At 67.2% G+C, this 25,851-nt stretch carries 24 protein-coding genes, 1 tRNA gene and 1 riboswitch; of the genes, 1 reads left to right on the top strand and 24 read right to left on the bottom strand.

Annotation, left to right across the window (positions count from 1 at the left end):
* Positions 1-49 precede the first annotated feature (49 nt).
* From PV761_RS05930 to hisI, 10 genes are all read right to left on the bottom strand, one after another.
* On the bottom strand, positions 50-1,507 hold the full coding sequence (locus PV761_RS05930; RefSeq protein ID WP_028270774.1) for a glutamate synthase subunit beta: 1,458 nt from the start codon (positions 1,505-1,507) through the stop codon (positions 50-52).
* Positions 1,500-6,116 (bottom strand): glutamate synthase large subunit, encoded by a 4,617-nt coding sequence (gene gltB / locus PV761_RS05925; RefSeq protein WP_028270775.1) that lies wholly within the window; start codon positions 6,114-6,116, stop codon positions 1,500-1,502. Before gltB ends, PV761_RS05930 begins: the two co-directional genes overlap by 8 nt.
* Before the next feature lie 262 nt (positions 6,117-6,378).
* Positions 6,379-7,560: a prolipoprotein diacylglyceryl transferase gene (gene lgt / locus PV761_RS05920; protein WP_347895113.1), complete on the bottom strand. Its 1,182-nt coding sequence runs from the start codon at positions 7,558-7,560 to the stop codon at positions 6,379-6,381.
* A 3-nt stretch (positions 7,561-7,563) separates the two neighbouring features.
* Positions 7,564-8,382, bottom strand: a complete 819-nt coding sequence (trpA, locus tag PV761_RS05915; RefSeq protein WP_028270777.1) for a tryptophan synthase subunit alpha — start codon at positions 8,380-8,382, stop codon at positions 7,564-7,566.
* Positions 8,379-9,710 (bottom strand): tryptophan synthase subunit beta, encoded by a 1,332-nt coding sequence (trpB, locus tag PV761_RS05910; protein ID WP_347895111.1) that lies wholly within the window; start codon positions 9,708-9,710, stop codon positions 8,379-8,381. The genes trpA and trpB overlap by 4 nt, the downstream gene beginning before the upstream one ends.
* A gap of 84 nt (positions 9,711-9,794) precedes the next feature.
* Entirely contained in the window at positions 9,795-10,613 is an 819-nt protein-coding gene (gene trpC, locus PV761_RS05905; protein ID WP_028270779.1) for an indole-3-glycerol phosphate synthase TrpC, read from the bottom strand.
* 2 nt (positions 10,614-10,615) lie between these two features.
* Positions 10,616-10,903 (bottom strand): HGxxPAAW family protein, encoded by a 288-nt coding sequence (locus tag PV761_RS05900; RefSeq protein ID WP_028270780.1) that lies wholly within the window; start codon positions 10,901-10,903, stop codon positions 10,616-10,618.
* Positions 10,904-10,991: 88 nt separating this feature from the next.
* Positions 10,992-11,651, bottom strand: coding sequence for a Trp biosynthesis-associated membrane protein (locus PV761_RS05895; RefSeq protein ID WP_347895274.1), 660 nt, complete (start codon positions 11,649-11,651; stop codon positions 10,992-10,994).
* Between the two features lie 8 nt (positions 11,652-11,659).
* Positions 11,660-13,291, bottom strand: a complete 1,632-nt coding sequence (locus PV761_RS05890) for an anthranilate synthase component I (protein WP_347895108.1) — start codon at positions 13,289-13,291, stop codon at positions 11,660-11,662.
* A gap of 88 nt (positions 13,292-13,379) precedes the next feature.
* Positions 13,380-13,784 (bottom strand): phosphoribosyl-AMP cyclohydrolase, encoded by a 405-nt coding sequence (hisI, locus tag PV761_RS05885; protein ID WP_347895106.1) that lies wholly within the window; start codon positions 13,782-13,784, stop codon positions 13,380-13,382.
* A gap of 101 nt (positions 13,785-13,885) precedes the next feature.
* Between hisI and PV761_RS05880 the strand changes: the two genes are divergently transcribed.
* Positions 13,886-14,530, top strand: a complete 645-nt coding sequence (locus PV761_RS05880; RefSeq protein ID WP_347895104.1) for a TIGR03085 family metal-binding protein — start codon at positions 13,886-13,888, stop codon at positions 14,528-14,530.
* A gap of 16 nt (positions 14,531-14,546) precedes the next feature.
* On the opposite strand, the gene hisF is transcribed toward PV761_RS05880, so the two are convergent.
* The 14 genes from hisF to PV761_RS05810 all read right to left on the bottom strand — a co-directional run bounded on the left by hisF (position 14,547) and on the right by PV761_RS05810 (position 25,792).
* A complete protein-coding gene (gene hisF, locus PV761_RS05875; protein WP_028270784.1) occupies positions 14,547-15,323 on the bottom strand; it encodes an imidazole glycerol phosphate synthase subunit HisF in 777 nt (258 codons plus the stop codon).
* 76 nt (positions 15,324-15,399) lie between these two features.
* Positions 15,400-16,260, bottom strand: coding sequence for an ATP phosphoribosyltransferase (hisG, locus tag PV761_RS05870; RefSeq protein ID WP_028270785.1), 861 nt, complete (start codon positions 16,258-16,260; stop codon positions 15,400-15,402).
* A 59-nt stretch (positions 16,261-16,319) separates the two neighbouring features.
* A complete protein-coding gene (locus PV761_RS05865) occupies positions 16,320-16,583 on the bottom strand; it encodes a phosphoribosyl-ATP diphosphatase (protein WP_028270786.1) in 264 nt (87 codons plus the stop codon).
* A 103-nt stretch (positions 16,584-16,686) separates the two neighbouring features.
* A complete protein-coding gene (ribH, locus tag PV761_RS05860; protein WP_011691538.1) occupies positions 16,687-17,172 on the bottom strand; it encodes a 6,7-dimethyl-8-ribityllumazine synthase in 486 nt (161 codons plus the stop codon).
* Positions 17,173-17,238: 66 nt separating this feature from the next.
* Positions 17,239-17,952: a GTP cyclohydrolase II gene (gene ribA / locus PV761_RS05855; RefSeq protein ID WP_028270787.1), complete on the bottom strand. Its 714-nt coding sequence runs from the start codon at positions 17,950-17,952 to the stop codon at positions 17,239-17,241.
* A complete protein-coding gene (gene ribB, locus PV761_RS05850) occupies positions 17,949-18,617 on the bottom strand; it encodes a 3,4-dihydroxy-2-butanone-4-phosphate synthase (RefSeq protein WP_156037110.1) in 669 nt (222 codons plus the stop codon). The genes ribA and ribB overlap by 4 nt, the downstream gene beginning before the upstream one ends.
* Positions 18,618-18,661: 44 nt before the next feature.
* Positions 18,662-19,330, bottom strand: a complete 669-nt coding sequence (locus PV761_RS05845) for a riboflavin synthase (protein WP_028270789.1) — start codon at positions 19,328-19,330, stop codon at positions 18,662-18,664.
* Complete coding sequence (ribD, locus tag PV761_RS05840) at positions 19,330-20,481, bottom strand: bifunctional diaminohydroxyphosphoribosylaminopyrimidine deaminase/5-amino-6-(5-phosphoribosylamino)uracil reductase RibD (RefSeq protein WP_347895271.1); 1,152 nt, start codon at positions 20,479-20,481, stop codon at positions 19,330-19,332. Before ribD ends, PV761_RS05845 begins: the two co-directional genes overlap by 1 nt.
* A 157-nt stretch (positions 20,482-20,638) precedes the next feature.
* A riboswitch (FMN riboswitch) is annotated at positions 20,639-20,793 on the bottom strand.
* A 59-nt stretch (positions 20,794-20,852) separates the two neighbouring features.
* Positions 20,853-21,545: a ribulose-phosphate 3-epimerase gene (gene rpe / locus PV761_RS05835; RefSeq protein WP_028270791.1), complete on the bottom strand. Its 693-nt coding sequence runs from the start codon at positions 21,543-21,545 to the stop codon at positions 20,853-20,855.
* A gap of 29 nt (positions 21,546-21,574) precedes the next feature.
* On the bottom strand, positions 21,575-23,164 hold the full coding sequence (locus tag PV761_RS05830) for a transcription antitermination factor NusB (protein WP_347895099.1): 1,590 nt from the start codon (positions 23,162-23,164) through the stop codon (positions 21,575-21,577).
* Positions 23,161-24,081, bottom strand: a complete 921-nt coding sequence (gene fmt / locus PV761_RS05825; protein ID WP_347895097.1) for a methionyl-tRNA formyltransferase — start codon at positions 24,079-24,081, stop codon at positions 23,161-23,163. The genes PV761_RS05830 and fmt overlap by 4 nt, the downstream gene beginning before the upstream one ends.
* Positions 24,078-24,665, bottom strand: coding sequence for a peptide deformylase (gene def, locus PV761_RS05820; protein ID WP_347895095.1), 588 nt, complete (start codon positions 24,663-24,665; stop codon positions 24,078-24,080). The genes fmt and def overlap by 4 nt, the downstream gene beginning before the upstream one ends.
* A gap of 65 nt (positions 24,666-24,730) precedes the next feature.
* The gene (locus PV761_RS05815) at positions 24,731-25,612 is read right to left on the bottom strand and encodes a hypothetical protein (RefSeq protein WP_028270795.1); all 882 of its coding nucleotides are present in this window, start codon (positions 25,610-25,612) and stop codon (positions 24,731-24,733) included.
* 105 nt (positions 25,613-25,717) lie between these two features.
* Positions 25,718-25,792: transfer RNA gene (locus PV761_RS05810), tRNA-Val, on the bottom strand.
* Positions 25,793-25,851 lie beyond the last annotated feature (59 nt).

Raw genomic sequence — 25,851 nt, 5'->3', positions numbered from 1 at the left:
ACCGCAGGTGAACTTCCGTGGTCCCCCGATTGTGACTGCAGAGTTGTGACTAGAGAACGGCGATCGCCCGGTCGGTCGGGGCAACCGGGGCAGGCAGGATCGTGGTTCCCATCAGGAACTTGTCCACCGCTGCCGCGCAGGCGCGGCCCTCGGCGATGGCCCACACAATAAGCGACTGGCCGCGGCCGGCGTCGCCGGCAACGAACACACCCTCGGTGTTGGTCATGTAGTAACCGTCACGGGCCACGTTGCCGCGCCCGTCGAATTCGGCGTGGACCTGCTCGGTGATGCCGGCAGGCTCCGCACCGGTGAAGCCCAGGGACAGGAACACCAGGTCCGCAGGAATGATCCGCTCGGTGCCGGCCTTCGGGAGGCGCTTGCCGTCCACGAACTCGGTCTCGGCAACCTTCACGCCGGTGAGCTTGCCGTTTTCGCCGACGAACTCCACCGTGGAAGCCAGGTACGTACGCTCGCCGCCCTCTTCGTGCGCACTCGCAACCTCAAAGAGGGTGGGGAACGTGGGCCAGGGCTGGTTCGGCATGCGCTCCACGGACGGCTGCTTGCCGATCGCCAGCGTTGTCACGGAGGCGGCACCGTGGCGGTGGGCGGTACCGAGGCAGTCAGCACCGGTGTCGCCGCCGCCCAGGATCACCACGTGCTTGCCCTTGGCGTGGATCTGGTTTTCGACCTGCTCCCCTGCCACCACGCGGTTGGCCGGGACAAGGTAATCCATGGCGTAGTGCACGCCTTCAAGCTCGCGGCCCGGGATGGGCAGGTTGCGCGGCACGGTGGCGCCCGTGGCAACCACCACGGCATCGTACCGGCGGCGGAGCTGCTCCCAGGTCACGTCGGTACCGACTGCGACTCCGGTCCGGAAGCGGGTGCCTTCGGCCTTCATCTGCTCGAGGCGGCGGTCAACCTGTTCCTTCTCCATCTTGAAGTCGGGGATGCCGTACCGCAGCAGGCCGCCGATCTTGTCGTCGCGCTCGTAGACGGCAACAGTGTGGCCCACGCGGGTCAGCTGCTGCGCCACGGCGAGTCCGGCGGGGCCGGAACCGACGACGGCGACCGTCTTGCCCGTCAGGCGGGTCGGCGGCAGCGGGTTGACCCAGCCGTTGTCGAAGGCTTCATCGATGATGGAGACCTCGACCTGCTTGATGGTCACGGCAGGCTGGTTGATCCCCAGCACGCAGGACGCTTCGCAGGGAGCCGGGCACAGGCGGCCGGTGAATTCGGGGAAGTTATTGGTGGCGTGCAGCCGCTCAATCGCTTCCTCGCCCTTGTCCCGCCACACGAGGTCGTTCCACTCGGGAATCAGGTTGCCCAGCGGGCAGCCCTGGTGGCAGAACGGCACGCCGCAGTCCATGCAGCGGCCGGCCTGGCTCTTCAGGACACCCTTTTCCTGGGCCTCGTACACTTCTTTCCAGTCCATGATCCGGACGGGAACGGGACGGCGCGGCTGGGTTTCACGCTGACGTACTTTAAGAAATCCGCGTGGGTCAGCCACCGGTCACCTCCAGGATTCGAGACCATACTTCTTCGCCATCGGGGTCTAGGCCCTCTTCGATCGCGTCGAGACGTGTCTGCAATACGGCCGCGTAGTCGCGCGGCAGGACTTTAGTAATGCGGGCTGCGGTGTCATCGAAGTTCTCCAGCAGCCGCTGCGCGTGCAGGGATTCGGTTTCCTCGACGTGCTTGACCAGCAGGCCGTGGACGATGTCGCGGTCCTCGGCGTCCAGTTCGCGCAGCTGCAGTTCGCCGGATTCCAGCGCCTGCTTGTTCACGCGGGTGGTCCGCAGGTCCAGCACGTAGGCCGTTCCGCCGGACATGCCCGCACCGAAGTTGCGGCCGGTGCGTCCGAGGATGAGCGTCTGGCCGCCGGTCATGTACTCGCAGCCGTGGTCGCCGATGCCTTCGACCACCGCGGTGGCGCCGGAGTTGCGGACCAGGAAGCGTTCGCCCACCTGGCCGCGCAGGAACATCTCGCCGCTGGTGGCACCGTAGCCGATCACGTTGCCGGCAATGACGTTGCTCTCGGCCTGGAACACGTTGGTGCGGTCCGGACGGACGATGATGCGGCCGCCGGAGAGGCCCTTGCCCACGTAGTCGTTCGAATCTCCGAACATGCGCAGCGTGATGCCGGCGGGCAGGAAGGCGCCCAGCGACTGGCCGGCGGTGCCGGTCAGCGTGATGTCGATCGTGTCCGTCGCCAGGACATCCGTGCTGAACGTCTTGGTGACGACGTGGCCCAGCATGGTGCCCACGGAGCGGTCCGTGTTGATGACGTCCACGGCGATCTTCACCGGGCTGCGGTCGGTCAGCGCCTCGGCGGCCATGGTGATGAGCCGCTGGTCGAAGTGCTTGTCCAGCTCGTGGTTCTGGCCGGTGAGGTTGCGCAGCGGGGCGTCGTCGTCGAACTCGAGTCCGTGCAGGATCGGGTCCAGGTCCAGCCCTTCGGCCTTCCAGTGGTTGATCGCCTCACGGGTATCCAGCATTTCGGCGTGGCCGATGGCCTCTTCGATGCTGCGGAAACCGAGCTCCGCGAGGATTTCGCGGACTTCCTCGGCCAGGAACTCGAAGAAGTTGACCACGAACTCCGGCTTGCCGCTGAAGCGGGCCCGCAGTTCGGGGTTCTGCGTCGCAACGCCCACCGGGCAGGTGTCCAGGTGGCAGACGCGCATCATGATGCAGCCTTCCACCACCAGCGGTGCCGTGGCGAAGCCGAATTCCTCGCCGCCGAGCAGCGCGGCGATCACGACGTCGCGGCCGGTCTTGAGCTGGCCGTCTACCTGTACCACCACGCGGTCGCGCAGGCCGTTGAGCATCAGGGTCTGCTGGGTCTCTGCGAGACCCAGCTCCCACGGAACACCGGCGTGCTTGAGCGAGTTCAGCGGCGAGGCGCCGGTACCGCCGTCGTGACCGGAAACCAGTACGACGTCGGCCTTGGCCTTGGTGACGCCGGCGGCAACTGTGCCGATGCCCACCTCGGAAACGAGCTTGACGTGCACCCGGGCCGAAGGATTGGCGCGCTTCGCGTCATAGATCAGCTGGGCGAGGTCTTCGATCGAGTAGATGTCGTGGTGCGGGGGCGGGGAAATGAGTCCGACGCCGGGGGTCGAGTGTCGCGTCCGGGCAACCCAGGGGTACACCTTCTGCGCCATCAGCTGGCCGCCTTCGCCGGGCTTGGCACCCTGCGCCATCTTGATCTGGATGTCGTCGGCGTTGCTCAGGTACAGGCTCGTGACGCCGAAGCGGCCCGAGGCGATCTGCTTCACAGCCGAGCGGCGCTCGGGGTCCAGCAGGCGGTCCACATCCTCGCCGCCTTCACCGGTGTTGGACTTGCCGCCCAGCCGGTTCATGGCGATCGCCAGGGTCTCGTGGGCTTCCTTGGAGATGGACCCGTAGCTCATGGCGCCCGTGGAGAAGCGCTTGACGATGCTGGAGACAGGCTCCACTTCCTCAAGCGGCACCGCCGGACGCGCATCGGTCTTGAACTTCAAAAGGCCGCGGAGGGTCATGAGGTTCTCGGACTGGTCGTCCACACCGCGGGTGTAGGACTTGAAGATGTCGTAGCGGCGTTCACGCGTGGCGTGCTGCAGCCGGAAGACCGTCTCCGGGTTGAACAGGTGCGGTTCGCCGTCGCGGCGCCACTGGTACTCGCCGCCGCCGAGCAACGGACGGTGCGGCTGCTCGATGCCGCCTTCCGGGTAGGCCATCTGGTGCCGGGCGGACACTTCAGCCGCGATGACGTCGAGTCCGACGCCGCCGAGCTGGGAGTGGGTGCCGGCAAAGAATTCGTCCACCAGTTCCTGGCCGAGGCCAAGGGCTTCGAACGTCTGCGCACCGGTGTAGGAGGCAACCGTGGAGATGCCCATCTTGGACATGATCTTCAGGACGCCCTTGCCGAGGCCCTTGATCAGGTTGTAGACGCCGTCCTGCGGAGTCACGCCAACAACGTCACCGGTGCTGATGAGCTGTTCCACGGATTCCATGGCCAGGTACGGGTTCACGGCGGAGGCGCCGTAGCCGATCAGGACGGCCACGTGGTGCGTCTCGCGGACGTCGCCGGCTTCAACCACCAGGGCGGTCTTGGTCCGGTTGGCGCTGCGCAGCAGGTGGTGGTGCACTGCGCTGACCAGCAGCAGCGACGGGATGGGCGCCCACTGGGCGTTCGAGTCGCGGTCCGAGAGCACCACATACTGCACGCCGCGGTTGATGGCGCCGGAAACCTGCTCGCAGATTTCGGTCAGGCGGGCACGCAGGGCGTTTTCGCCGCCTTCGGGGCGGTACAGGCCGCGGACCTTCATGGCGATCCTGTCGCCGTCCGGGCTTTCGATGTTGGCGATCTTGGCGAGCTGGTCGTTGTTGATCACCGGGAACGGAAGCGAAACCTGCGGCTGCCGGACCTGCTTGGTGTCCAGCAGGTTGCCGTTCGGGCCGATAGCGCACATCAGCGACGTGACCAGCTCTTCGCGGATGGCGTCCAGCGGCGGGTTGGTCACCTGCGCGAAGGACTGCACGAAGTAGTCGAAGAGGAGCCGCGGGCGCTTGGACAGCACGGCCACCGGGGTGTCGGAACCCATGGCACCCAGGGGCTCGGCACCGGTGCGGGCCATCGGACCCAGCAGGATCTTCAGTTCCTCGGTGGTGTAGCCGAAGGTCCGCTGGCGGATGTTCACGGACGCGGCCGTGTGCACCACGTGCTCGCGTTCCGGCAGCTCGTCGAGGTCGATCAGGTTGTCCTTGACCCACTCCGCCCACGGGTTGGCGGCGGCGACTTCGGCTTTGACCTCTTCATCGTCGATGATCCGGCCGGCTTCGGTGTCCACCAGGAACATCTTGCCGGGCGAGACACGCCCCTTTTTGACCACCTTGGAAGGTTCGACGTCGATGACGCCCACCTCGGAAGCGAAAACCACCAGGCCGTCTTCGGTGATCCAGTAGCGGCCGGGGCGGAGGCCGTTGCGGTCAAGCGTTGCGCCCACCAGGCTGCCGTCGGTGAACGAGACGGCAGCGGGGCCGTCCCACGGTTCCATCAGCAGGGAGTGGTACTCGTAAAACGCCTTGCGGGCCGGATCCATCGTGGCGTGGTTTTCCCAGGCCTCGGGGATCATCATCATGATCGAGTGCGTGATGGGGCGTCCCGAGAGCCAGAGCAGCTCGGCCACTTCATCGAACGACGCCGAGTCGGAGGCGCCCGGCGTGCAGATGGGGTACAGCTCTTCAGGGGAATCGCCCAGCAGCGGGTTGGCCAGCTGGGACTGGCGCGCACGCATCCAGTTCCGGTTGCCCTTGACGGTGTTGATTTCACCGTTGTGGGCGATGGTGCGGAACGGCTGGGCCAGCGGCCAGGACGGGAACGTGTTGGTGGAGAAGCGCGAGTGGACGATCGCGAGCTTGGTCTTGAACCGCTTGTCCGAAAGGTCCGGGTAGAACGGCTCCAGCTGGGCCGTGGTCAGCATGCCCTTGTAGACGATGGTCCGTGAGGACAGCGACGGGAAGTACACGCCGAACTTGTTCTGGGCGCGCTTGCGGATGCGCCAGGCACGGGAGTCGAGTTCGTTGCGCTCCAGCACTTCCCCGGTGCTGGAGGCAAAGAACGGCTGGGAGAAGTAGGGCATGCAGGCCCGGGCCATGGCACCGACAAGGTCGGCGACGATCGGGACTTCACGCCAGCCCAGGACGGTGAGGCCTTCGTCGGCTGCGAGGCCTTCGATGCCTGCCTTGGCGGCGTCGGCTTCACGCTGCTCGGCCGGCAGGAACGCCGTACCTGCCACGTACTGCCCGGGTGCCGGAAGCTCGAACTCGGTAACGGCGCGGAAGAACTCGTCCGGGATCTGCATGAGCAGCCCGGCGCCGTCGCCCGTTCCTTCGTCGGCGCCCACGGCACCGCGGTGCTCGAGGTTGCGCAACGCAGTCAGGGCGGCATCGACGATGTCGTAGCCCGGCTCACCGCGGAGCGTGGCGATGATCGCCAGGCCGCAGGCGTCCTTCTCCTGCTCCGGGTTGTAGAGACCACTGGCCTCCGGCAGCGCCGCGAACCGTTTGAACGGCGACATGGCGGCGGCCGGCTGGTTCGGCTCGGACCAACTGGGGCTGTGAAGAGTTTGGGTCATGGGAGACGTCCTTCCTCCTGATCGTGCGTATGGAAGGGACAACGTTGGCCCCACTCGCGGTGCCTGTGTGATGGGCACAACAAAGTGTTACTTACTGGAAATTGTAGGTCAGCCCGGCCTGCTGAACTAACAGTTACGCAGGCCCTGACCTGGGCTTGACCCGGCAGCAGCTCTGTGCTGACGGGAAGGGGCCCTGGTGCCACGACGCTGTGGGAACGGGCGGTGCGGGCGGTAGCCCTGCTGCCCGGTTTGCCGGCCCTGACTACTTGGTGCGGTCAGTGTCCGGCGCGGATCCGGAGTCCTGGTGAACGGAGTTTTCAGCTGCCTGCCCGCCCTTTGCGGGCGTGGTGCCGACAGCTGGTTCCTTCACCGCTTCAGTTGGGGCGGAAGTGTGCCCCGGACCGCTTTGGTTATCAGGGAGATTACCACGGGACTCACTATCTGAGACACTCTTGTCCGCATGCCGGATGGTTTTGCCGTCCGCCGGAACAGTCGCCAACTCACCGTCCTCACGGACGCCGGCGTCGCTGTCCTTGTCGGCCGGGACGTGCCCGGCCAGGTACGCGGTGTCCGGCTCGTCGCGCTTGCGGAGCCCCAGCACCACGAACACGATCAGCGCCACGAGGAACACCACGATGCTGGTCCACACGTTGAGGCGGGTGGTGATGCCGAACAGGCTGATCTGTTCTGCGTCGTCGATCCGCATGGCCTCGATCCAGACCCGGCCCAGCGTGTAGTACATGGCATAGAGCCAGAACAGCCGCCCGCGGCGGAAGTTGAACTTCCGGTCCAGCGCCAGCAGGATCACCACGCCCGCGATGTTCCAGAGGGACTCATAGAGGAACGTCGGGTGGAAGAGCGTGTCCGCCGGCATCCCTGCCGGGAAGTTGGCGTTGTCGGCGTCGATCTGGAGGCCCCAGGGAAGCGTGGTGGGTGCGCCGAACAGTTCCTGGTTGAAGTAGTTTCCCCAGCGCCCCACGGCCTGGGCCAGCAGCAGCCCGGGGGCGGCGGCGTCCAGGAAGGCAGTGAGCTTGACGCCCGCACGGCGGCAGCCGATCCACGCGCCCACCGCGCCGAGCAGGACAGCTCCCCAGATCCCCAGGCCGCCGCGCTGGATCTGCGGGATCAGGGACAGGTCACCGGTGCCGTCGAAGCCCGGCCCGAAGTAGGCGTCCGGGGACGAGAACACATGGTAGAGGCGGCCGCCGATGATGCCGAACGGGATGGCCCAGATGGCGATGTCCCACAGGCTGCCCTCCGGAGTGCCGCGCTTGGCCCAGCGGACCGACGTCAGCCACAGGCCAACCACGATTCCGGCCAGGATGCACAGCGCGTACGCGTGAATGCGCAGCGACCCCCACGGCAGCGGGATGTCGAACCCGGACCAGTCCGGGCTCGGAATGCTGGCGGGGAGCATGGCCGCCGCGTGGAGGACAGTCTGCATTGTTTAGGCTTCTTCCCTGGTCAGGCCGGTGCTGAGGTCTTTGGTCAGGGCGGCAACTGCATCCACGCCGCCGTCGCGGATGGCGGCGACGAGCGCCGTACCCACGATCACGCCGTCAGCGTAGGCCGCGATCTCGCGGACCTGGCCGGCGTTGGAGACGCCAAGGCCTACACACACCCGCTCGGCCCCTGCAGCGTGCGCTGCTGCCACGACGCCTTCCGCAGCATCGCTGACGGAGGACCGGGCCCCGGTGACGCCCATGATGGACACGGCGTACACGAAGCCGCGGCTGGCATCCACCGTGCGCTTCATGCGCTCCGGCGAGGACGACGGCGCCACGAGGAACACACGGTCCAGGCCGTACTTGTCCGAGGCGGCCATCCACTCGGAGGCTTCGTCCGGAATCAGGTCGGGGGTGATCAGGCCTGCTCCCCCCGCTTCTGCGAGCCTGCGGGAGAATTCGTCCACGCCCATCCGGACCACCGGGTTCCAGTAGGTCATCACCAGGACGGCGGCGTCGGTCTTGCTGGTGATCCCGCGGACCACGTCAAAGACCTCGCGGACGTGGAAGCCCTTGGCAAGGGCCTCGGTGGTGGCGGCCTGGATGACCTGGCCGTCCATGACGGGGTCGGAGTACGGGATCCCGATCTCGATCAGGTCGGCACCGTTCTCGGCCAGCGCAATGCCGGCCGCGATGGTCTCCTCCACGCTGGGGTAGCCGGCGGGAAGGTAGCCGATGAGGGCGGCGCGCCCTTCAGCGCGTGCCTTGTCAATGGCGGCTGCTGACTTGCTGGTGCTGGTGATGTCCTGAACGCCGGTCACAGCTGTTCCCCTTCTTTGCCGATCTCGGCCTCTACGGAATCCTTGTCCAGCAGGTCGAACCATTCAGCGGCCGTGGCCACGTCCTTGTCGCCGCGGCCGGAGAGGTTCACGATAACGATCTTGCTGTCCGCGGTCTGGCCTTCGGCAGCAGCTTCGGCTGCGAGGCGCTGGCCCACCTTGATGGCGCCGGCCAGGGCATGCGCAGATTCGATCGCCGGGATGATGCCCTCGGTCCGGCACAGGACCCGGAAGGCGTCCATGGCTTCGGCGTCCGTGATGGGCTCGTAGCTGACGCGTCCGATGTCCGCCAGGTAGGCGTGCTCCGGACCGACGCCAGGGTAGTCCAGGCCGGCCGAGATGGAGTGCGACTCGATGGTCTGTCCGTCGTCGTCCTGCATCAGGTAGGAGCGTGCGCCGTGGAGCACGCCCGGCTTGCCCAGGGTGATGGTGGCTGCGTGGCGTCCGGTGTCCACGCCGTCGCCGCCAGCCTCAAAGCCGTAGATCCGGACGGAAGGATCGTCCAGGAAGCCGTGGAAAATGCCGATCGCGTTGGAGCCGCCGCCGATGCAGGCGCAGACCGCATCCGGAAGGCGTCCGGCCTGTTCCAGGATCTGGGCGCGGGCTTCCTCGCCGATGACCTCGTGGAAGTACCGCACCATCGCCGGAAACGGGTGGGCACCCGCAGCCGTGCCGAGCAGGTAGTGGGTGTGGTCAACGTTGGCCACCCAGTCGCGGAGTGCCTCGTTGATGGCGTCCTTGAGGGTCTGCGATCCGCTGGTCACCGGAATGACCGTGGCGCCCAGCAGCTCCATGCGCGCAACGTTCAACGCCTGGCGACGGCAGTCCTCGGCGCCCATGTAGACCACGCACTCGAGGCCCAGCAGGGCAGCGGCCGTCGCACTGGCCACGCCGTGCTGGCCGGCTCCGGTCTCGGCGATCACGCGGGTCTTGCCCATGCGCTTGGCGAGCAGGGCCTGGCCCAGGACGTTGTTGATCTTGTGCGAACCGGTGTGGTTGAGGTCCTCGCGCTTGAGGAACACGCGCACTCCCCCGGCGTGCTCGGCGAAGCGCTTGGCCTCGGTGAGCAGGGACGGGCGGCCGGAGTAGTTCTTGTTCAGGTCCTTGATCTGGGCGACGAAGTCCGGGTCGGCCTTGGCCTTCTCGAAGGTGTCTTCCAGCTCGTCCAGGGCCGCGATGAGGGATTCGGGCATCCAGCGCCCGCCGTAGGAGCCGAAGTACGGGCCCGGGGCGTGGCGCAGGGACCGGTCTCCTTGCAGAAATGCGTCCGCGGTGCCCTCATCAGAGCCGGTTGTTGGCGCGTCGACCATCGGTCTCACCATCCTGTTCCACTGTTCATAAAGAAATTTCGGGTGGCGCACGGCTTCAGCAGGCTGCCGCCGGCGCCCCGGTCATCAGACCCGTGCTGCGATGGCTTCCGCCCCTGCAGCGGTAAATTCGGCAATCCGCTCACGCGGGGTGGCGTCGCTCACGAGCGCTTCGCCCACCAGCACGGCATTGGCGCCGCTCGCGGCGTAATGCCTGACGTCGTCCACGCCGCGGACTCCGGATTCGGCAACAATGACCGCTTCCGGAGGGATGCCGCCGGCGAGGGAGGCAAAGACGGAGCGGTCGACGTCGAGCGTCTTGAGGTTGCGGACGTTCACGCCGATGATCCGGGCGTCCGCCGCGACGGCGCGCTCGATCTCTTCCGCCGTGTGCGTCTCCACCAGCGCGTTCATGCCCAGTTCGCGGGTGAGCTGGCTGAAATCGCGAAGCTCGGCGTCGCTCAGCGATGCAACGATCAGCAGGACCAGGTCCGCGCCGTGCGCGCGGGCTTCCCAGATCTGGTATTCGTCAACCGTGAAGTCCTTGCGCAGCAACGGAACATCCACGGCTTTCCGGACGGCGTCGAGGTCGGCAAGCGACCCGCTGAACCGGCGCTGTTCGGTGAGCACGCTGATGACGGAAGCTCCGCCGTCGGCGTACTGGACCGCGAGGTCAGCTGGATCGGCGATGCTCGCCAGATCGCCCTTGGAGGGGCTGCGCCGCTTGATTTCCGCGATGACCTTCAGCTGGTTCCGTGGCGAGGAATCCCCGCCGAGGGCAGCCCACGCATCGCGCGCGGGAGCTGCCGCCGCGGCACGGTCCTTCAGTTCGGCAAGGGACACCAGGCGCCGGCGGGCCTCCATGTCCTCACGCGCACCGGCATTGATGTCGTCGAGAACAGTCACTGCTAGTGGCCGGAGTTCTTCAGCTTGCTGCCGTCCACGCCGTAGCCGGCCTTGCGCATGATCCAGCCGAGCAGCAGGCCGATGACCATTACAGCGGCGCCGCCAATGAAGATCGGGGTGCTGGCAATGACGAAGGCGATGGCCGCGATGAGCGCGCCCACCAGCATAACGATCACGCACGTCCATGCCGCCGGGCTGTTGCCGTGGCCGAGGTCTGCGCTGTGGTCGACGCCGGTGTAGACGCTTTCGGCAGCAGCGGCTTTGGATGCGGAAACAGTGGCTTTGCTCATGGAAATCTCCTCAGGATGAATACTGCTTACATTCTGCCATTTTTTGGCGGTGCCTTGGACATCGGCGGCTTGGACGGCAGCGGGCCGCCTACGTCGGATCGTCGCCCCGCGACAGCCTGTCCCAGCTGTCGATCTCGTCCGCTGGACCTTCCGGCGTGCCGGCAGCGCCAGCCCGTGCGGCGTCATATTTCGTCCGCGTCTTCCAGTGGCGTCCGGCCGGGATGATGAGCAAGGCTCCCAGCCCCAGCAGGACACCGGCGACGACGGCGAGTGCAGGGAAGGCCGACGCGCTCACCTGGACGCTGCTCCCGGTAATGCCGGTGGCAGCCGCGATCGAACCCTGAGCGGCCGCGAGGGGGTCTGCCATCACCGTGACGGCGGCGGTCACGATGCCAACGGAGGCCAGGAGGATGATCGCGGTAATGATCCAGCGCGCAATCCGGCCCGCGATCGAGGCGGCAAGACCGCCAGCCAACGCCACGAGTGCCAGCGCGGTGACGGTTGTGGCTGCTTTGCTGCCCTGCACCTGGAGGCCGTCCTGGCTGTTGACGGCCCGGCCCAGCTGGGCCGGGTCCAGATGCACGGTCAGCCATGTCTGGGTGGTGGTGCCGAAGACCGCCAGTGCCATGGCGGCAATGATCAGCACCAGCGTGGACTTCCGCGCCCACACCGGAGCGCCGGGCCGCTTGGTTGCCGGCCGGCCGGTCTTGCCAGCCGTGACACCGTCGTCGGTGATGCCGTCTTCCATGACACCCATCAGCTGCCCGCCGCGGCGGGACCGGCGGCATCCCGGCTGGCGGCATCCGGGCTGGCGGCATTCGTGCGCGTATTGTCCGCCGCGTCCGGCACAGACTCGGCCGTGATGTTGTGCAGGGACCCGGCCGTGTGCACGGCGCGCAGCGGCGCGGCAGCCTTGTTGACCGTCTCCAGGGCTTCGGTCGGGTTGACCGAGTCGGCGACGATGCCGCCGCCGGCCTGGACGTAGGCCCGGCCTTCACGGAGCAGCGCGGAACGGATGGCGATGGCCATGTCCATGTCGCCGGCGAAGTCGAGGTAACCCACCACGCCGCCGTAGATGCCGCGGCGGTGCGGTTCCAATTCGTCGAGGAGCCGCAGTGCGCGAGGCTTGGGGGCCCCGGATAGCGTCCCTGCGGGGAAGGTTGCCTTCAGGACGTCGTACGCCTTGGCCGCGGGGGCGAGCTTGCCCACCACGGTGGAAACCAGGTGCATGATGTGGCTGAAGCGCTCCACCTCCATGAACTGGGTGACGTCCACTGTGCCCGCAACGCAGACCTTGGAGAGATCGTTGCGGGACAGGTCCACCAGCATGAGGTGTTCGGCGCGTTCCTTCTGGTCGGCCAGGAGTTCCTCGGCGAAGGCCTTGTCCGCTTCCACGGTCTTCCCCCGGGGACGCGAGCCGGCAATCGGGTGGGTGATGACTTCCTCGCCCGTGACGGTCACGAGGGCTTCCGGGGAGGAGCCGACGATCGAGTACTGCCGGCCGGCGGCGTCTTCGAGGCTGAAGATGTACATGTACGGGCTGGGGTTGGTGTTCCGAAGCACCCGGTAGACATCCAGCGGGTCGGCGCCGCACTCCATTTCGAAGCGGCGGGAAATGACCACCTGGAACACTTCGCCGTCCACGATGGCTTCCTTGCCGCGGTCCAGGGCGGCGAGGTAGTCGGGCTCGTTCCAGCGTTCCTGGACGCTGGAGGCAAAGTCCAGTGCGGCGGGTTCCAGCACGGAAATGGGCTGTTCCACGGGGGTGCTGACCTTGGCAAGGAGGGCCTTGACCCTGGCCACGGCGTCGTGCCATGCCTCGTCCACCCGCTCCGAACTGTTGTCGAAGTTGATGGCGTTGGCGATGAGCAGGACGGTGCCGTCCATGTTGTCGTGCACTGCCATGTCGGTGACCAGGTTCAGGGCCAGTTCCGGCAGTTCCAGGTCGTCTTCGGGCGGGCTGGTGAGTTTCTCCCAGTGCCGCACGGTTTCCCAGCCGAGGAAACCGACCAGGCCCGAAGTGAACGGCGGCAGGCCGTCGAAGCGGTCGGTGCGCAGGGCCTCGACGGTATCCCTGATGGCATCCACCGGGTTCCCGTCCACGGGCACGCCGGCCGGCGGCTCGCCCAGCCAGTGCGCCTGCCCGTCCTTGGTGGTCAGGGTGGCGCGCGACTTGGCGCCGATGAAGGAATAGCGCGACCAGGCGCCGCCCACGGCCGCGGACTCCATCAGGAACGTGCCGGGCTGGCCGTTGGCCAGCTTACGGTAGAGCCCGATGGGCGTCTCGGCGTCGGCCAGTACCTTCAGCCGGACCGGGATGACACGGCTGTGGCTGGCGAGCTCCCGGAATTCCTCGAGGCCCGGGCTGATGATTCCAAGGTCCTGCATGGCTATGGTTTTCCGCCTGTTCTTAAGTGGTGCCTGAATCGTGTGGTGGGGTGCCCGGCGCCTGCGCCGGAGACCTGCCTGGTCGGTGCTAGCCGGCGGTCCCTGCCCTGCTGGCGTCACCGGCAACGACGGCCAGCCCGCGGCCGTCGAAGCAGGTCCGCGTGCCGGTGTGGCAGGCTGCGCCAACCTGGTCGACGCGGACCAGCAGGGCGTCGCCGTCGCAGTCCAGCGCAACGGACTTCACCCATTGCACGTGGCCGGAGGTGTCGCCCTTGCGCCAGTACTCCTGGCGGGAGCGGGAGTAGAAGGTCACCCTCCCGGTGGTCATCGTCCGGCGCAGCGCCTCGTCGTCCATCCAGCCCAGCATGAGCACTTCGTTGGTGTCGAACTGCTGCACGACGGCGGCCACGAGGCCTGCGCTGTCGCGCTTGAGGGCGTCCGCCACTTCAGCGGGAAGGGCGGGCACGGGGGCGGGGGCGGGCTGCTCAGACATCAGACCAAGTCTAGTGCCTCACCGCAGTGTGACGATCAGGGTCAAAATCGGCGGCACTTCCACTGCGCAACTCGCGGCCTCTCGTGCTAGTTTCACAAGTGATGCATTTCGTCGACCCGTCCCGAGAAGTCCTGGCCGAAACCCTGCTGGCGGCCGGTCCTGACTCCCCCACGCTCTGCAGGGGCTGGCGCACACGCGACCTCGCCGCGCACCTCTACCTGCGCGAACGCAAGGCCGGTGTGGGGCTCGGCCTCATTATCAAAAGCCTCGCAAGAGCCTCCGACGAGGCCACTGCGAAGCTGGCCGCCAAACTCAAGACCCCCGAGGACTACACCCGGCTGGTCAACGCCTTCCGTGCCGGTCCCCCGGCCCTGTCGCCGCTGAGGATCAGGGCCCTGGCCGAGAGCTCCAACCTGATCGAGTACTTCGTGCACACCGAGGACGTCCGGCGCGCCGTGGACCGGTGGGCTCCCCGGGCACTGGACGAGGAATACTCCGATGCCCTGTGGGATGAACTCGTCAAGCGGGCAGCCATCCTGTACCGCGGCGTGGACCTGGGCATCGTGCTGGTGCGTCCTTCCGGTCCGCGGCATGTGGCCAAACGTGCTCCCGTATCGGTGGCCATCGTGGGCGAACCGGGCGAACTGCTGATGCACGCCCACGGCCGCACCCGCCATGCGCTGGTGACGTTCGAAGGCCAACCGGACGCCGTCGCGCTCCTGCAGTCAGCCGAAGTCGGACTGTGAAGTCGGGCTGTAGGGACTAGCGGACTTCGAAGCCTGCTTCGCGGATCGCCGTCTTGACCTGCGAAATCATGTCCACCGGCCCAAAGTGGAAGATCGACGCCGCCAGGACGGCGTCCGCACCGGCCGCCACGGCGGGCGGGAAGTGATCGGGCCGGCCGGCACCGCCGGACGCGATGATCGGCACCTTGACCGCCGCACGCACCAGGCGGATGAGTTCGATGTCGAAGCCGTCCTTGGTGCCGTCAGCATCGATGGAGTTGAGCAGGATTTCGCCTACGCCGCGGTCCGCAGCTTCGCGTGCCCACTCGATGGCGTCAATCCCGGTACCCTGCCGGCCGCCGTGCGTGGTGACTTCAAAGCCGGACGCAGTGGGCTCGGAACCGGGGCGGGTGCGCCGGGCATCCAGGGACAGCACCAGGACCTGGGACCCGAAGTGCCGGGTGATTTCGTCGATGACGTCCGGCCGGGCGACGGCGGCAGTGTTGATGGACGCTTTGTCCGCCCCGAAGCGCAGGAGCTTGTCCACCTCGGCCACGCCGCGGACGCCGCCGCCGACGGTGAGCGGGATGAAGACTTCCTCGGCGGTGCGGCGGACCACATCGAAGGTGGTCTCGCGGTTTCCCGATGAGGCCGTCACGTCCAGGAACGTCAGTTCGTCCGCCCCGCCGTTGTCGTAGCGGTGCGCAAGCTCCACGGGGTCGCCGGCGTCCCGGAGGCCCTCGAAGTTGATGCCCTTGACCACGCGGCCGGCGTCAACGTCCAGGCACGGAATTACGCGCACTGCTACAGCCATGATTTCTCCTGGTGATTCGCTGGTGGGAGATGCGGTGCCCGTCCGTTGGAAACGGACCGCACTGTGACGGGCCGGCTCAGATCCGGCAGGCGTGGATGCTGCTGACCAGGATGGCCCGGGCACCCAGGTCGTAGAGCTCGTCCATGATCCTGTTGGTTTCCTTCTTGGGAACCATCGAGCGGACGGCAACCCACTCCGAATCACGCAGCGGCGAGACGGTGGGTGATTCCAGGCCCGGCGTGAGGGCCGCAGCCTGCTCGACGAGTTCCTTGCGGATGTCGTAGTCCATCAGGACGTACTGCCGGGCTACGAGCACGCCCTGCAGGCGGCGGATCAGGACTTCGATTTCCTTGGCCGTGCCGTTTGCGGAGCCTTCCTGGCCGGTGCGGCGGATCAGCACGGCCTCGGACTTCAGGATCGGTTCGCCGAAGATTTCCATTCCGGCGGCCTTGAGCGTGTTCCCGGTTTCGACGACGTCGGCAATCGCGTCCGCGACGCCGAGCCGCACCGACGATTCGACGGCACCGTCCAGGCGGACCACCTTGGCGTTGACGCCGCGCTCGGCGAGGTAGCCGCGCAGGAGGCCGTCATAGCTTGTGGCGAGGCGTTTGCCTTCGAGCTCCTCGACCTTGCTGAAGTCGCCTACCGGGCCGGCGAAGCGGAACGTTGAGGCGGCAAAGCCCAGCGGCAGCAGTTCCTCAGCCTCCACCTCGGCGTCCAGGAGCAGGTCGCGGCCGGTGATGCCGACGTCGAGCGTTCCGCGTCCGACGTAAACGGCGATGTCCCGCGGGCGCAGGAAGAAGAATTCAATGTCGTTGTCCGGGTCCACCATGACCAGCTCGCGGGTATCGCGGCGCTGGCGGTAGCCGGCTTCGGACAGCATGGCCGAAGCCGCTTCGGACAGGGATCCCTTGTTGGGGACGGCAACACGCAGCATGGGGGTCTTTCTGGGGTTAGGAAGTCTTGGTTACAGGCAATCGGCCACGCTCAGCATGGCTACAGATGCTTGTAGACGTCTTCCAGGGTCAGGCCTTTGGCGAGCATCAGAACCTGCAGGTGGTACAGGAGCTGGGAGATCTCCTCGGCGGCGGCCTCATCGGATTCGTATTCGGCAGCCATCCACACTTCGGCGGCTTCCTCCACGACCTTCTTGCCGATGCCGTGGACTCCGGACTCCAATTCTGCGACGGTGCGGGAGCCTGCCGGACGGGTGGCTGCCTTCTCACTCAGTTCTGCGAACAGCGTCTCGAAATTCTTCACGCCCTCCAGCCTACTTGCTCCGGGCCTGACCCCGCCTGTCGGGCCGTTCCATGACGGCGCCGATGTGAGGTAATGCACAGGTCCGGAGCAGGCAGCGGAACGGCTAGCTGTACTGCTTCAGGGTCACCGCAGTGGCCAGCGCGGCGGTGACAGCCTCATGGCCCTTGTCTTCCTTCGAGCCCGGCAGGCCCGCGCGGTCCAGGCCCTGCTGCTCGGTGTCGCAGGTGAGCACGCCGAAGCCAACCGGGACGCCGGTGTTGACGCTGACGTCGGTCAGTCCCATGGTGGCCGCCTCGCAGACGTACTCGAAGTGCGGTGTTCCGCCGCGGATCACGACGCCGAGCGCCACGACGGCGTCGAAGTGCTTGGCGAGCCGGGCTGCTGCCACGGGGAGCTCGAAGCTGCCCGGCACCCGCAGGACGGTGGGCTCGCTGATTCCGGCGTCCTTTGCGGCCCGGAGCGCGCCGTCCAGCAGCCCGTCCATGATCTGGGTGTGCCAGCTCGCGGCCACGATGGCCAGCTTCAGTTGCGACGTCTCCGCCGGGTTAAGGGTGGTGAGGTCAATCTCCGGCGCGCCGTGTCCACTCATCTAAAAGTCTCCTGGTTCGTTCTTTTGGGGTCGGTCTTGGTGCTGAAATCGGTCTTGGTGCTTGAGTCAGTCTTGTTCGTGCTGGTATGGCGCCTGGCCGGCCGACGGCGACGCGGCCACCGGTTCAGCGTCCTGGCTGTCCAGGACGAGCCGGTGGTCCATCCGGTCCTTTTTGGTCTGCAGGTAACGGATGTTCTGCTCGCGCGAGGGCACCTCGGTGGGAACCATTTCGACGACGGTGACGCCGGCGTCCGCCAGCCGGTTCTGCTTGTCCGGGTTGTTGCTCAGCAGGCGCACTTCGTGCAGTCCGAGCTCGGCCAGGATCTGCGCGGCGGCGTTGTAGCAGCGGGCATCGACGGGCAGGCCCAGCTGCTCGTTGGCTTCAACGGTGTCGAAGCCGGCTTCCTGCAGGGCATACGCCTTGATCTTGTTGGCCAGGCCGATGCCGCGGCCTTCCTGTCCGCGCAGGTACAGCAGCGTGCCGCCTTCCTCGCTGATCTTCTCAAGGGCGTACGCCAGCTGTTCGCCGCAGTCGCAGCGGTACGAACCGAAAACGTCGCCGGTGAGGCATTCCGAGTGCAGCCGCACCAGCGGCGCCTTGCCGTCCACGGGCGGAATCGGCGAACTGACGGCGAGGTGCTCGATTCCTGTCACCAGGTCGGTCCAGGCCTGGGCCACGAAGACCCCGAATTCGCTGGGCAGCTGGACCACGGGTCCGCCGCTGACCGGGTGCGGCCGGCGCCCCGCCTTAACGTCTTTTCGTGCCTCTGAAGCCGTCATCGCATCTCCTCGTTCCCTGCCGGCGCTGCCACCGGTCCGCCCGGCTCTGCTGTTTCCAGGTATGCCACCAGATCCTCGATCGAGATCAGCGGGCACCCGTGCTCAGCAGCGAAGCCGCGAAGTCCGTCCAGGCGCATCATTTCTCCGTTGTCGTACACCACCTCGGCGATCACGCCCACCGGCTCCAGGCCGGCAAGCCGGCACAGGTCCACGGCCGCTTCGGTGTGGCCCGGGCGTTCACGCACTCCACCGTTAACGGCCCGCAGCGGGAAAACATGCCCGGGACGGGTGATCGATTCCGGCCGGCTGGCGGGATCTGCCAGTACGCGGGCGGTGAGTGCACGGTCCGTCGCGGAAATTCCCGTGCTGACGCCAAGGGCGGCATCGCAGGACACCGTGTAGGCCGTGCCCTTGGAGTCTTCGTTGACCTCGACCATGGGCGGCAGGAGCAGGGCATCAGCCCGGGCTCCGTCGAGGGGTACGCAGATGACCCCGGAGCTGTAGCGGACGGTCCAGCCCATCAGCTCGGGAGTGGCGTGCTGGGCAGCGAAAATGATGTCGCCTTCATTTTCGCGGTCCTCATTGTCCACCACCAGCACCGGAAGGCCGGCCGCCATGGCGCGGACGGCGTCCTCGATCGGATCAAGGAGCGTGTTGCCTGACAAGACATCCGCAGTGGCACCGGGTCGGGGCGTGTTCTTGAGCTGGCTCACTTGGACTCCCCCGCTCCGGCTGCAGCAGCGGCGGCGTCAGCGCCGGTGGCGGCGCCACCGGCAAAGGCGAGCAGCCGTTCCGTGTATTTGGCCAGGACATCGACTTCGAGGTTCACCTTGCTGCCGGACTTCTTCGCCCCCAGGCCCGTGTCTGCCAGGGTGGTGGGAATAAGGCCCACTTCGAACCACGGGGCAGGTTCCGACGCATCGCTGACGGCAGTGACCGTGAGGGAGACGCCGTCGACGGCGATGGAACCCTTTTCGGCGATGTAGCGGGCAAGGCGCACGGGCACGCCGAACCGCAGGCGGTCCCAGTTGCCCAGTGCTTCGCGCTCGAGGAGCTCGCCCACCCCGTCTACGTGGCCCTGGACAACGTGTCCGTCGAGGCGCCCGCCGGCAGGAACGCAGCGCTCCAGGTTGACGGTGTCGCCCGCCTTCAGCTCGCCGATGGTGCTGCGGACCAGGGTCTCACCCATGACGTCGACGCTGAAGTCCTTGCCGTCGATGTCCGTAGCGGTCAGGCATACTCCGTTGACGGCCACCGAACCTCCCAGGGCCAATCCCTCTGTGCTGGTGGGCGCATGGAGGCGCACCGTGGCACTGACGGCGCCGTCGCGTTCTACGGACAGGACCCTGCCCTGTTCGGCAATAATTCCGGTAAACATCAGTTGCCTCCTGTGGCGGTGCCCGCGCCGGTGCGGTGCGGTAAGGATTCGGGTGAGCTGGTGAGGGATGAAATCAGTTCCGGGGCGGCTGTCTGTTCGGCAGGCGCATGCTGAGTGTGCGCGGATACTGTGTGCGCAGCTACGGTGTCGCCCGGGAAGAGGTGGAGCCGCAGGTCCCGGCCGAGGGTCTGAACGGCTCCCCCTGATGCCTGGTCCCAGTCCCAGGCCTGGGCCTCTGCGAGGGTGCTGATGCCGAGGTCGCCGAGGGCTGCCGTGCCGGACCCGAGGAGGGTGGGCGCGAGGTAGACGATCAGTTCGTCCACGAGTCCGGCGGCGAGGAAGGCGCTCAGGATGCTGGACCCGCCTTCCACCATGACGTGGCGGACCCCGGCGGCGAACAGCCGGGCCAGGGCTTCATGCGGGTCCCGGGTGGGCAGGTGCAGCACGCGGCCGTCATCCCCGTGGATGGCGGCGTCGTAGGGAATTCCCCGGAGGCCCATGACGGCGCGCAGCGGCTGGCTGCCGGCCGGCCGGCCGGACGAATCCCGGGCGGTGAGCCGCGGGTTGTCCACCAGGAGGGTCTGCGTGCCTACCAGGATGGCATCAACCCGGCTGCGGAGTCCGTGGTTGTCGGCGAGGGATTCGGGGCTGGAGATCCACTGGCTGGTGCCGTCAGCCGCCGCGATGCGGCTGTCCAGGGTCTGGGCAATGTGGAGGGTGACGAAGGGGCGCTGGCCGAACACGGCTTCAAACCAGCGGCGGTTCAGCTCGTAGGCGGCGCGGGCGGACAGGCCTGAACGGACGCGGACGCCCGCGGCGCGCAGCGTTGCGGCTCCGCCGGCGGCAGGATCGTGGGGGTCGTCCACGGCGTACACCACTGAAGCGATGCCGGCGTCGATGATTGCCTGGGCGCATGGCCCGGTCCGTCCGCAGTGGTTGCAGGGCTCCAGGGTGACCACCATGGTGGATCCTGCCAGGTCGATGCCCTTCATGCCGGCCTGGGCAATGGCATCGGCCTCCGCGTGCGCCGTACCGGCGCCACGGTGGTAACCGGTCACCAGTTGCCGTCCATCGGATCCGATGACGACGGCGCCCACGAGCGGGTTTGCCCCGCGGGGACCGTGGAGCGCTGCGGCGAGGGCAGCCTCCATGGCGTCGATCTCGGCAGCACTGAACTGGTCCGTAGTCTGCGGCGCTGTTGTCTGCGGCGTCAAAGCGTTCGTCGTTCCTTCCCTCGAAACCGAGTTGGCTCCGGGGGTATACGACAGCGCAATACCGCACCGCCGAAAGGGCAGTGCAGTAACAGCTGTACGTGCTTCTCTCATCCAGACTTTAACTGTCGGTACCGGAATTTCACCGGTTCAACCGTCCGCCGGACCAGTTCCCCAAAAGGATCTGTGCCGGCTCGCGGGTCGCGGACTGTCACCGCCGGTTCGGACTTACACCGACCCCGGAGCACGTAGTGTGTGTTGTTATTCTGTCACAACTGAGTGACTGGTCCGTGTATTCCCGTCAGACTCCGTCATGATTGCGAAACAGAGCCGGAGCCGGCTGAAACCGGGCGCGAGCCGGCTGCCCGAAGGCGGTCAATCGCCGTCGCGGGGTCCTCCGCGCCGTACACCGCGGAGCCTGCAACAAACACATTGGCGCCGGCTTCGGCTGCTCGGACAATGGTCTCCTCGGTGATGCCTCCATCCACCTGCAGCGCCACCCCGGTGCCGGAGCCGTCGATCGCTGCGCGGGCACGCCTGATCTTCGGGAGCGTCAGGTCGAGGAAGGACTGGCCGCCAAAACCGGGTTCCACGGTCATGATCAGCAGGAGGTCCAGTTCCGACAGCATGTCCAGGTAGGGCTCCACCGGCGTCCCGGGGCGCAGCGCCATTCCGGCCTTGGCCCCGCGCGCGCGCAGTTCCCGGGCCAGTTTGATGGGGGCGATCGAGGCTTCAACATGGAACGTTACTGACGCGAGTCCCGCGTCCGCGTAAGCGGGCGCCCAGCGGTCGGCGTCGGCGATCATCAGGTGCGCGTCCAGCGGCACCGGACTCACGGCCTGGATGCGCTGCACCACGGGCAGGCCAAGGGTCAGGTTCGGCACAAAGTGGTTGTCCATGACGTCCACGTGGACGGCATCCGCGTTGCTGATTCTGCGCAGCTCTGCCTCAAGGTTGACGAAGTCGGCGGAGAGAATGCTGGGGTTGATGCAGCACTGAGCCATGTCGGCTCCTTTCACTGAAGGCTGAGGGATCAGGGTTTTTTGTGGATGAGTGCCAGGAACATGGCGTCCGTGCGGTGGACATGCGGCCACAGCTGGGCGGTCAGGTCATGGCCGGCCTCCAGGTGGCCGGACAGGCTCACCTTGTCCAGGGCAGCACCGGCGTCGAGCAGTTCCAGGTCGTCGCGCTTGCGCAGCGCATCGGTTACGACGGCGGTGGTCTCGGCGGGGTGCGGCGAGCAGGTCACGTACGCCACCACGCCGCCGGGCCGGACAGCGTCCAGTGCCGACTTCAGCAGTTCGCGCTGCAGCGGGCCCAGATCCGCGAGGTCCTTGGGCGTGCGTCGCCACCGCGATTCGGGCCTGCGCCGGAGGGCGCCGAGTCCGCTGCAGGGAACGTCGACGAGCACGCGGTCAAAAGTCCCCGCCATTTCAGTACCTACGTCGCGGCCGTCGCCGGTCCGGACATGCCACACCTCGTGCGGGACGGCGGCCAGGGCCTGCCGTACCAGCTTGGCACGGTGCGGGGCGGGTTCGTTGGCCAGCAGGGTGGCACCCTGCTGCCGTGCGAGGGCACCCAGCAGGGCCGCCTTGCCGCCCGGTCCGGCGCAGAGGTCCAGCCATTTTTCGCCGCCTTCGCCGGCGGACTGTGCCTCCGGAGCCGGCGCCAGGTCCACGGCTGCCATGGCGCGGGCAACCAGCTGCGAGCCGACGTCCTGGACCCTGGTGCTGCCTTCCCGCACCGATGCCAGCCGGCCGAGGTCGCCGCCGCTGGACAGGGCCGAGCCCTCCACCAGCTCGCCGGCAGTGGCTCCGCCTTCCAGTGCTTCGTCAAGGCTTCCCAGCCCGGGCAGTGCGACGAGGTTGACCACCGGTGCGGCGTTGTCAGCCTCAAGGAGTTCGTTGATTTCGGTCACCGGGCGTCCGTGTGCCACCAGGGACTGCCGCAGGGCGCGGACAATCCACTCGGGGTGTGCGTAGCGGATGGACGCCACCCGGGTTTCGTCCTGCTCGTCGCTGAGGAGCATCTCCAGCCACTCGTCCAGGGTGTGGGCGGAGACTTTGCGCAGGACGGCATTGATCAGGGCCGACGGGCCGGCCCCGATGACCGCGCGGGCCAGTCCCACGGTCTGGTCCAGGGCTGCGTGGGCGGGTACGCGCATGGCCAGCAGCTGGTGGGCGCCGATCCGAAGGGCGTCCAGGATGGCCGGATCCAGCTGGTCCAGCGGCCGGTCGACGCAGCGGGCCAGGACGGCGTCATAGGTTCCCTGGCCGCGAAGCGCCCCGTAGCTCAGCTCGGTGGCGAACCCGGCGTCACGCTTGTCCAGGCCGTGGTGGCGGATCCGGGCCGGCAGGACCAGGTTTGCATAGGCGTCTTCCGCCGCGACCGCACGCAGCACTTCAAACGCCACCAGCCGGGCCGGGTCGGCACGCCGGGTGCGCTGCGAAGGGGCATTCTCGGTGAAGTTCCGCTTGGGGCCACGGTTGCGTTCCCTGCCCTGGGCATCCCGCTGGCTGCCGCTGCGGCTGTTGCCGGATCCGCCGTATTGCCCGCCGCCGCCTGTTCGCCCCTGACGGGGGGTCCTGCCGCGGCTGCTGCCGCCCGTTCCGGACTCACTCATTCGAATACCACGCCTTCCAGTGCTGCCTGTCCGCGCGCCCAGTCGGCGGCGGCCATCATCTTTTTGCCCGAAGGCTGGATCCGCGTCAACTCAACGGGATGGGAACCTGTCCCCACCAAAACGCTCTTGCCGTCGAGCAGCACCTGTCCCGGCTTCTGCGACGGCGCCCCGGCCCTGAGTACAACGGGGTCGAGTTTGACCCGCTGCCCCTCCAGTGTGGTCCACGCCCCTGGTTCGGGCGTGACCCCGCGGGCCCGGCGCCCGATGGCAAGGGCGGGCTGGTGCCAGTCGATCCGGCCGTCGTCGATGCCCAGTTTTGGCGCCAGGGACACGTCCCCCGACTGCGGAACAGCAACCGCCCGTCCGGCCTCGATCGCCGAAAGAGTCTGGGCGAGCAACACGGCGCCGCTATGGGAAAGCCGTTCCAGGAGTGCCCCGGAGGTGTCGTCAGGACGGACAGCTTCGGTCAGGGTGCCGAAGACCGGGCCGGTGTCCAGCCCCTCCTCGAGCAGGAACGTGACGGCGCCGGTGATGTCGTCGCCGGCAATGACCGCGCGCTGCACGGGCGCGGCGCCGCGCCAGGCGGGGAGCAGGGAGAAGTGCAGGTTGATCCAGCCGTGCCGCGGAACGTCCAGCGCGGCGCGCGGAATGAGGCCGCCATAGGCGACGATGGCCGCGGCATCCGGTGCCGTGGCGGCAATCCTTGCCGTCACGTCCGCGTCCACCTTCGCCGCATGGATCACCTCGATGCCGAGTTCGGCGGCGCGGGCGGCAACGGGCGACGGCGTGAGCACGCGTTTGCGTCCGATCGGAGCGTCCGGACGGGTCAGGACGGCGACGACGTCAAAGCCGGCCTGCACCAAAGCGTCCAGGGAGGGGACCGCGACAGCGGGCGTCCCGGCGAACAGGACCCTCACTCGGCGGCGCCGAAACTGCCGCCGCCGAAGCTGCCGCCGCCAAAACTGGAGCCGACAGTCTTGGCCCGCTTCGACGTCGTCCGCTCGGTAATGGCGTCGTAATTGGCGTTGCGGATGGAACGCAGGGCGGCCTTGCGGTCTTCGCCCTCGAGCCTGTCCGTGAACAGGATGCCGTCCAGGTGGTCCGTTTCGTGCTGGAAGCAGCGGGCCAGCATGCCCTCGCCGTCCACCGTGACGGGGTTTCCGTGCAGGTCGACGCCGGTAACCCGGGTGGCACGGCGCCGGCGGACCGGGAAACCGAGGCCAGGTATGGAGAGGCAGCCTTCCACTTCATCGGGCTGGAAGTCGTCGCTGTTCTCCAGCACCGGGTTGATGATGTGGCCTTCCACTCCGCCGATCCGGTAGGTGAAGACCCTCTTGCTGACGCCGATCTGGGGTGCGGCCAGTCCTGCGCCGTCCACGTCTTCCATGGTTTCGGTCATGTCGGCGACGAGCTTTGCGAGTTCCGGCCCGAATTCCGTCACGGGATCGGCAACTGTGCGCAGCACAGGGTCGCCGATGATGCGGATACTCAAAATGGCCATGTGCAATCTGTCCTTCGGTGGTGCTGGGTGAGCTGTACGGGATCCAGTCCAGTTTAGTTGGCCGGCTACCTGCCGGGCACAGCCTGCAGTGCGGGCGCTGCCACAGGCAACGGCGGCGGCGCCAGCGGGAGCAGGGCTGTTCCGGCGCTGACGGTGTCAGCCGACATCTCCCAGACGCGCCGGAGGGCGCAGAACTTCCACCAATGGTGCTTGAGCACCTCCGGGTTGGCACGCATCGGCCGGACCTCCGTCTCCCCGATGGCGACCGCCAGCAGGATCGGGGATTCGCCGTGCTGCCAGGGCTCCCACTCCCCGGCGACAGGATCAACAAGGCTTTCCTCGGCCTTCATTCCGGCCACCAGCTGCATCACCACTTTGTCGTCCAGCGGCTTGACCGTGCCGTCCCGGGATGTGCCCTTGGTCTTGTAATCGATGATGCAGGTCCTGCCGTTGATCCTGGCTACAAGGTCCAGGGTGCCCGCATAGCCCACCGTCTTATTCCAGACGGTGACTTCGGGTGCGACGGGCTCCACGCCAAACAGTTCCCACCACTCATCGAACCGCGCAGCAAAGCCTTCCTCGCCGTTTGCTGCCAGCGCCTCCCGCGTTTCCTTCATCTGATGCGGCCGCCCGAGGGCCCTGAGCGCAACCTGTTCACAGTAGTTGTGCACCCGGTCGCCTCGCCGGGCAGCGTCGTCACGGTAGGTTTCCGCTGCCTTGGCAGCGCGGCTGACCGCCTGGCGGACCTTTGCGGGGCTCCCCAGGATCCCGGGAAGCAGCGGATCGCTGGCCAGGCTGTTTGCCCCCATGTACCCGAACCAGCCGTCGAGGCCGTGCGGCTGCTGGCCGATGACGGTGGTAATGGACGGCACGGAAAACGACTCGGAGGTCGAGCGTGCATACATCCGCCCGTAGTCCGTGGCGTGGGCAAGGAGTGGATCAGTCATGCAAACACTCTTTCATGAAGGGCTGACAGGATTACCCGGCGGCAGGAGACGTGGCCGGAAAGCGAAATGGCCCGCCCCGCTGATTCAGCGGAACGGGCCATTCATTGGTGGGCGATACTGGGTTCGAACCAGTGACCTCTTCGGTGTGAACGAAGCGCGCTACCACTGCGCCAATCGCCCCAATGCCATTGAATGCTAGCCCACCCTGGCGGCATTTGGAAATCGAGCCCCTCGACGCC

The sequence above is a fragment of the Arthrobacter sp. CC3 genome (assembly GCF_039907775.1).
Taxonomy (GTDB): Bacteria; Actinomycetota; Actinomycetes; order Actinomycetales; family Micrococcaceae; genus Arthrobacter.
This window is presented reverse-complemented; position numbering and strand designations above follow the sequence as displayed.

Bases quoted from the DNA above. Each gene is read 5' to 3' on its own strand.
- gltB (WP_028270775.1), bottom strand. From the start codon at position 6,116: ATGACCCAAACTCTTCACAGCCCCAGTTGGTCCGAGCCGAACCAGCCG.
- lgt (WP_347895113.1), bottom strand. From the start codon at position 7,560: ATGCAGACTGTCCTCCACGCGGCGGCCATGCTCCCCGCCAGCATTCCG.
- trpB (WP_347895111.1), bottom strand. From the start codon at position 9,710: ATGGTCGACGCGCCAACAACCGGCTCTGATGAGGGCACCGCGGACGCA.
- PV761_RS05900 (WP_028270780.1), bottom strand. From the start codon at position 10,903: ATGAGCAAAGCCACTGTTTCCGCATCCAAAGCCGCTGCTGCCGAAAGC.
- PV761_RS05895 (WP_347895274.1), bottom strand. From the start codon at position 11,651: ATGGAAGACGGCATCACCGACGACGGTGTCACGGCTGGCAAGACCGGC.
- PV761_RS05890 (WP_347895108.1), bottom strand. From the start codon at position 13,291: ATGCAGGACCTTGGAATCATCAGCCCGGGCCTCGAGGAATTCCGGGAG.
- hisI (WP_347895106.1), bottom strand. From the start codon at position 13,784: ATGTCTGAGCAGCCCGCCCCCGCCCCCGTGCCCGCCCTTCCCGCTGAA.
- PV761_RS05880 (WP_347895104.1), top strand. From the start codon at position 13,886: ATGCATTTCGTCGACCCGTCCCGAGAAGTCCTGGCCGAAACCCTGCTG.
- hisF (WP_028270784.1), bottom strand. From the start codon at position 15,323: ATGGCTGTAGCAGTGCGCGTAATTCCGTGCCTGGACGTTGACGCCGGC.
- hisG (WP_028270785.1), bottom strand. From the start codon at position 16,260: ATGCTGCGTGTTGCCGTCCCCAACAAGGGATCCCTGTCCGAAGCGGCT.
- ribH (WP_011691538.1), bottom strand. From the start codon at position 17,172: ATGAGTGGACACGGCGCGCCGGAGATTGACCTCACCACCCTTAACCCG.
- ribA (WP_028270787.1), bottom strand. From the start codon at position 17,952: ATGACGGCTTCAGAGGCACGAAAAGACGTTAAGGCGGGGCGCCGGCCG.
- PV761_RS05845 (WP_028270789.1), bottom strand. From the start codon at position 19,330: ATGTTTACCGGAATTATTGCCGAACAGGGCAGGGTCCTGTCCGTAGAA.
- ribD (WP_347895271.1), bottom strand. From the start codon at position 20,481: ATGGAGGCTGCCCTCGCCGCAGCGCTCCACGGTCCCCGCGGGGCAAAC.
- rpe (WP_028270791.1), bottom strand. From the start codon at position 21,545: ATGGCTCAGTGCTGCATCAACCCCAGCATTCTCTCCGCCGACTTCGTC.
- PV761_RS05830 (WP_347895099.1), bottom strand. From the start codon at position 23,164: ATGAGTGAGTCCGGAACGGGCGGCAGCAGCCGCGGCAGGACCCCCCGT.
- def (WP_347895095.1), bottom strand. From the start codon at position 24,665: ATGGCCATTTTGAGTATCCGCATCATCGGCGACCCTGTGCTGCGCACA.
- PV761_RS05815 (WP_028270795.1), bottom strand. From the start codon at position 25,612: ATGACTGATCCACTCCTTGCCCACGCCACGGACTACGGGCGGATGTAT.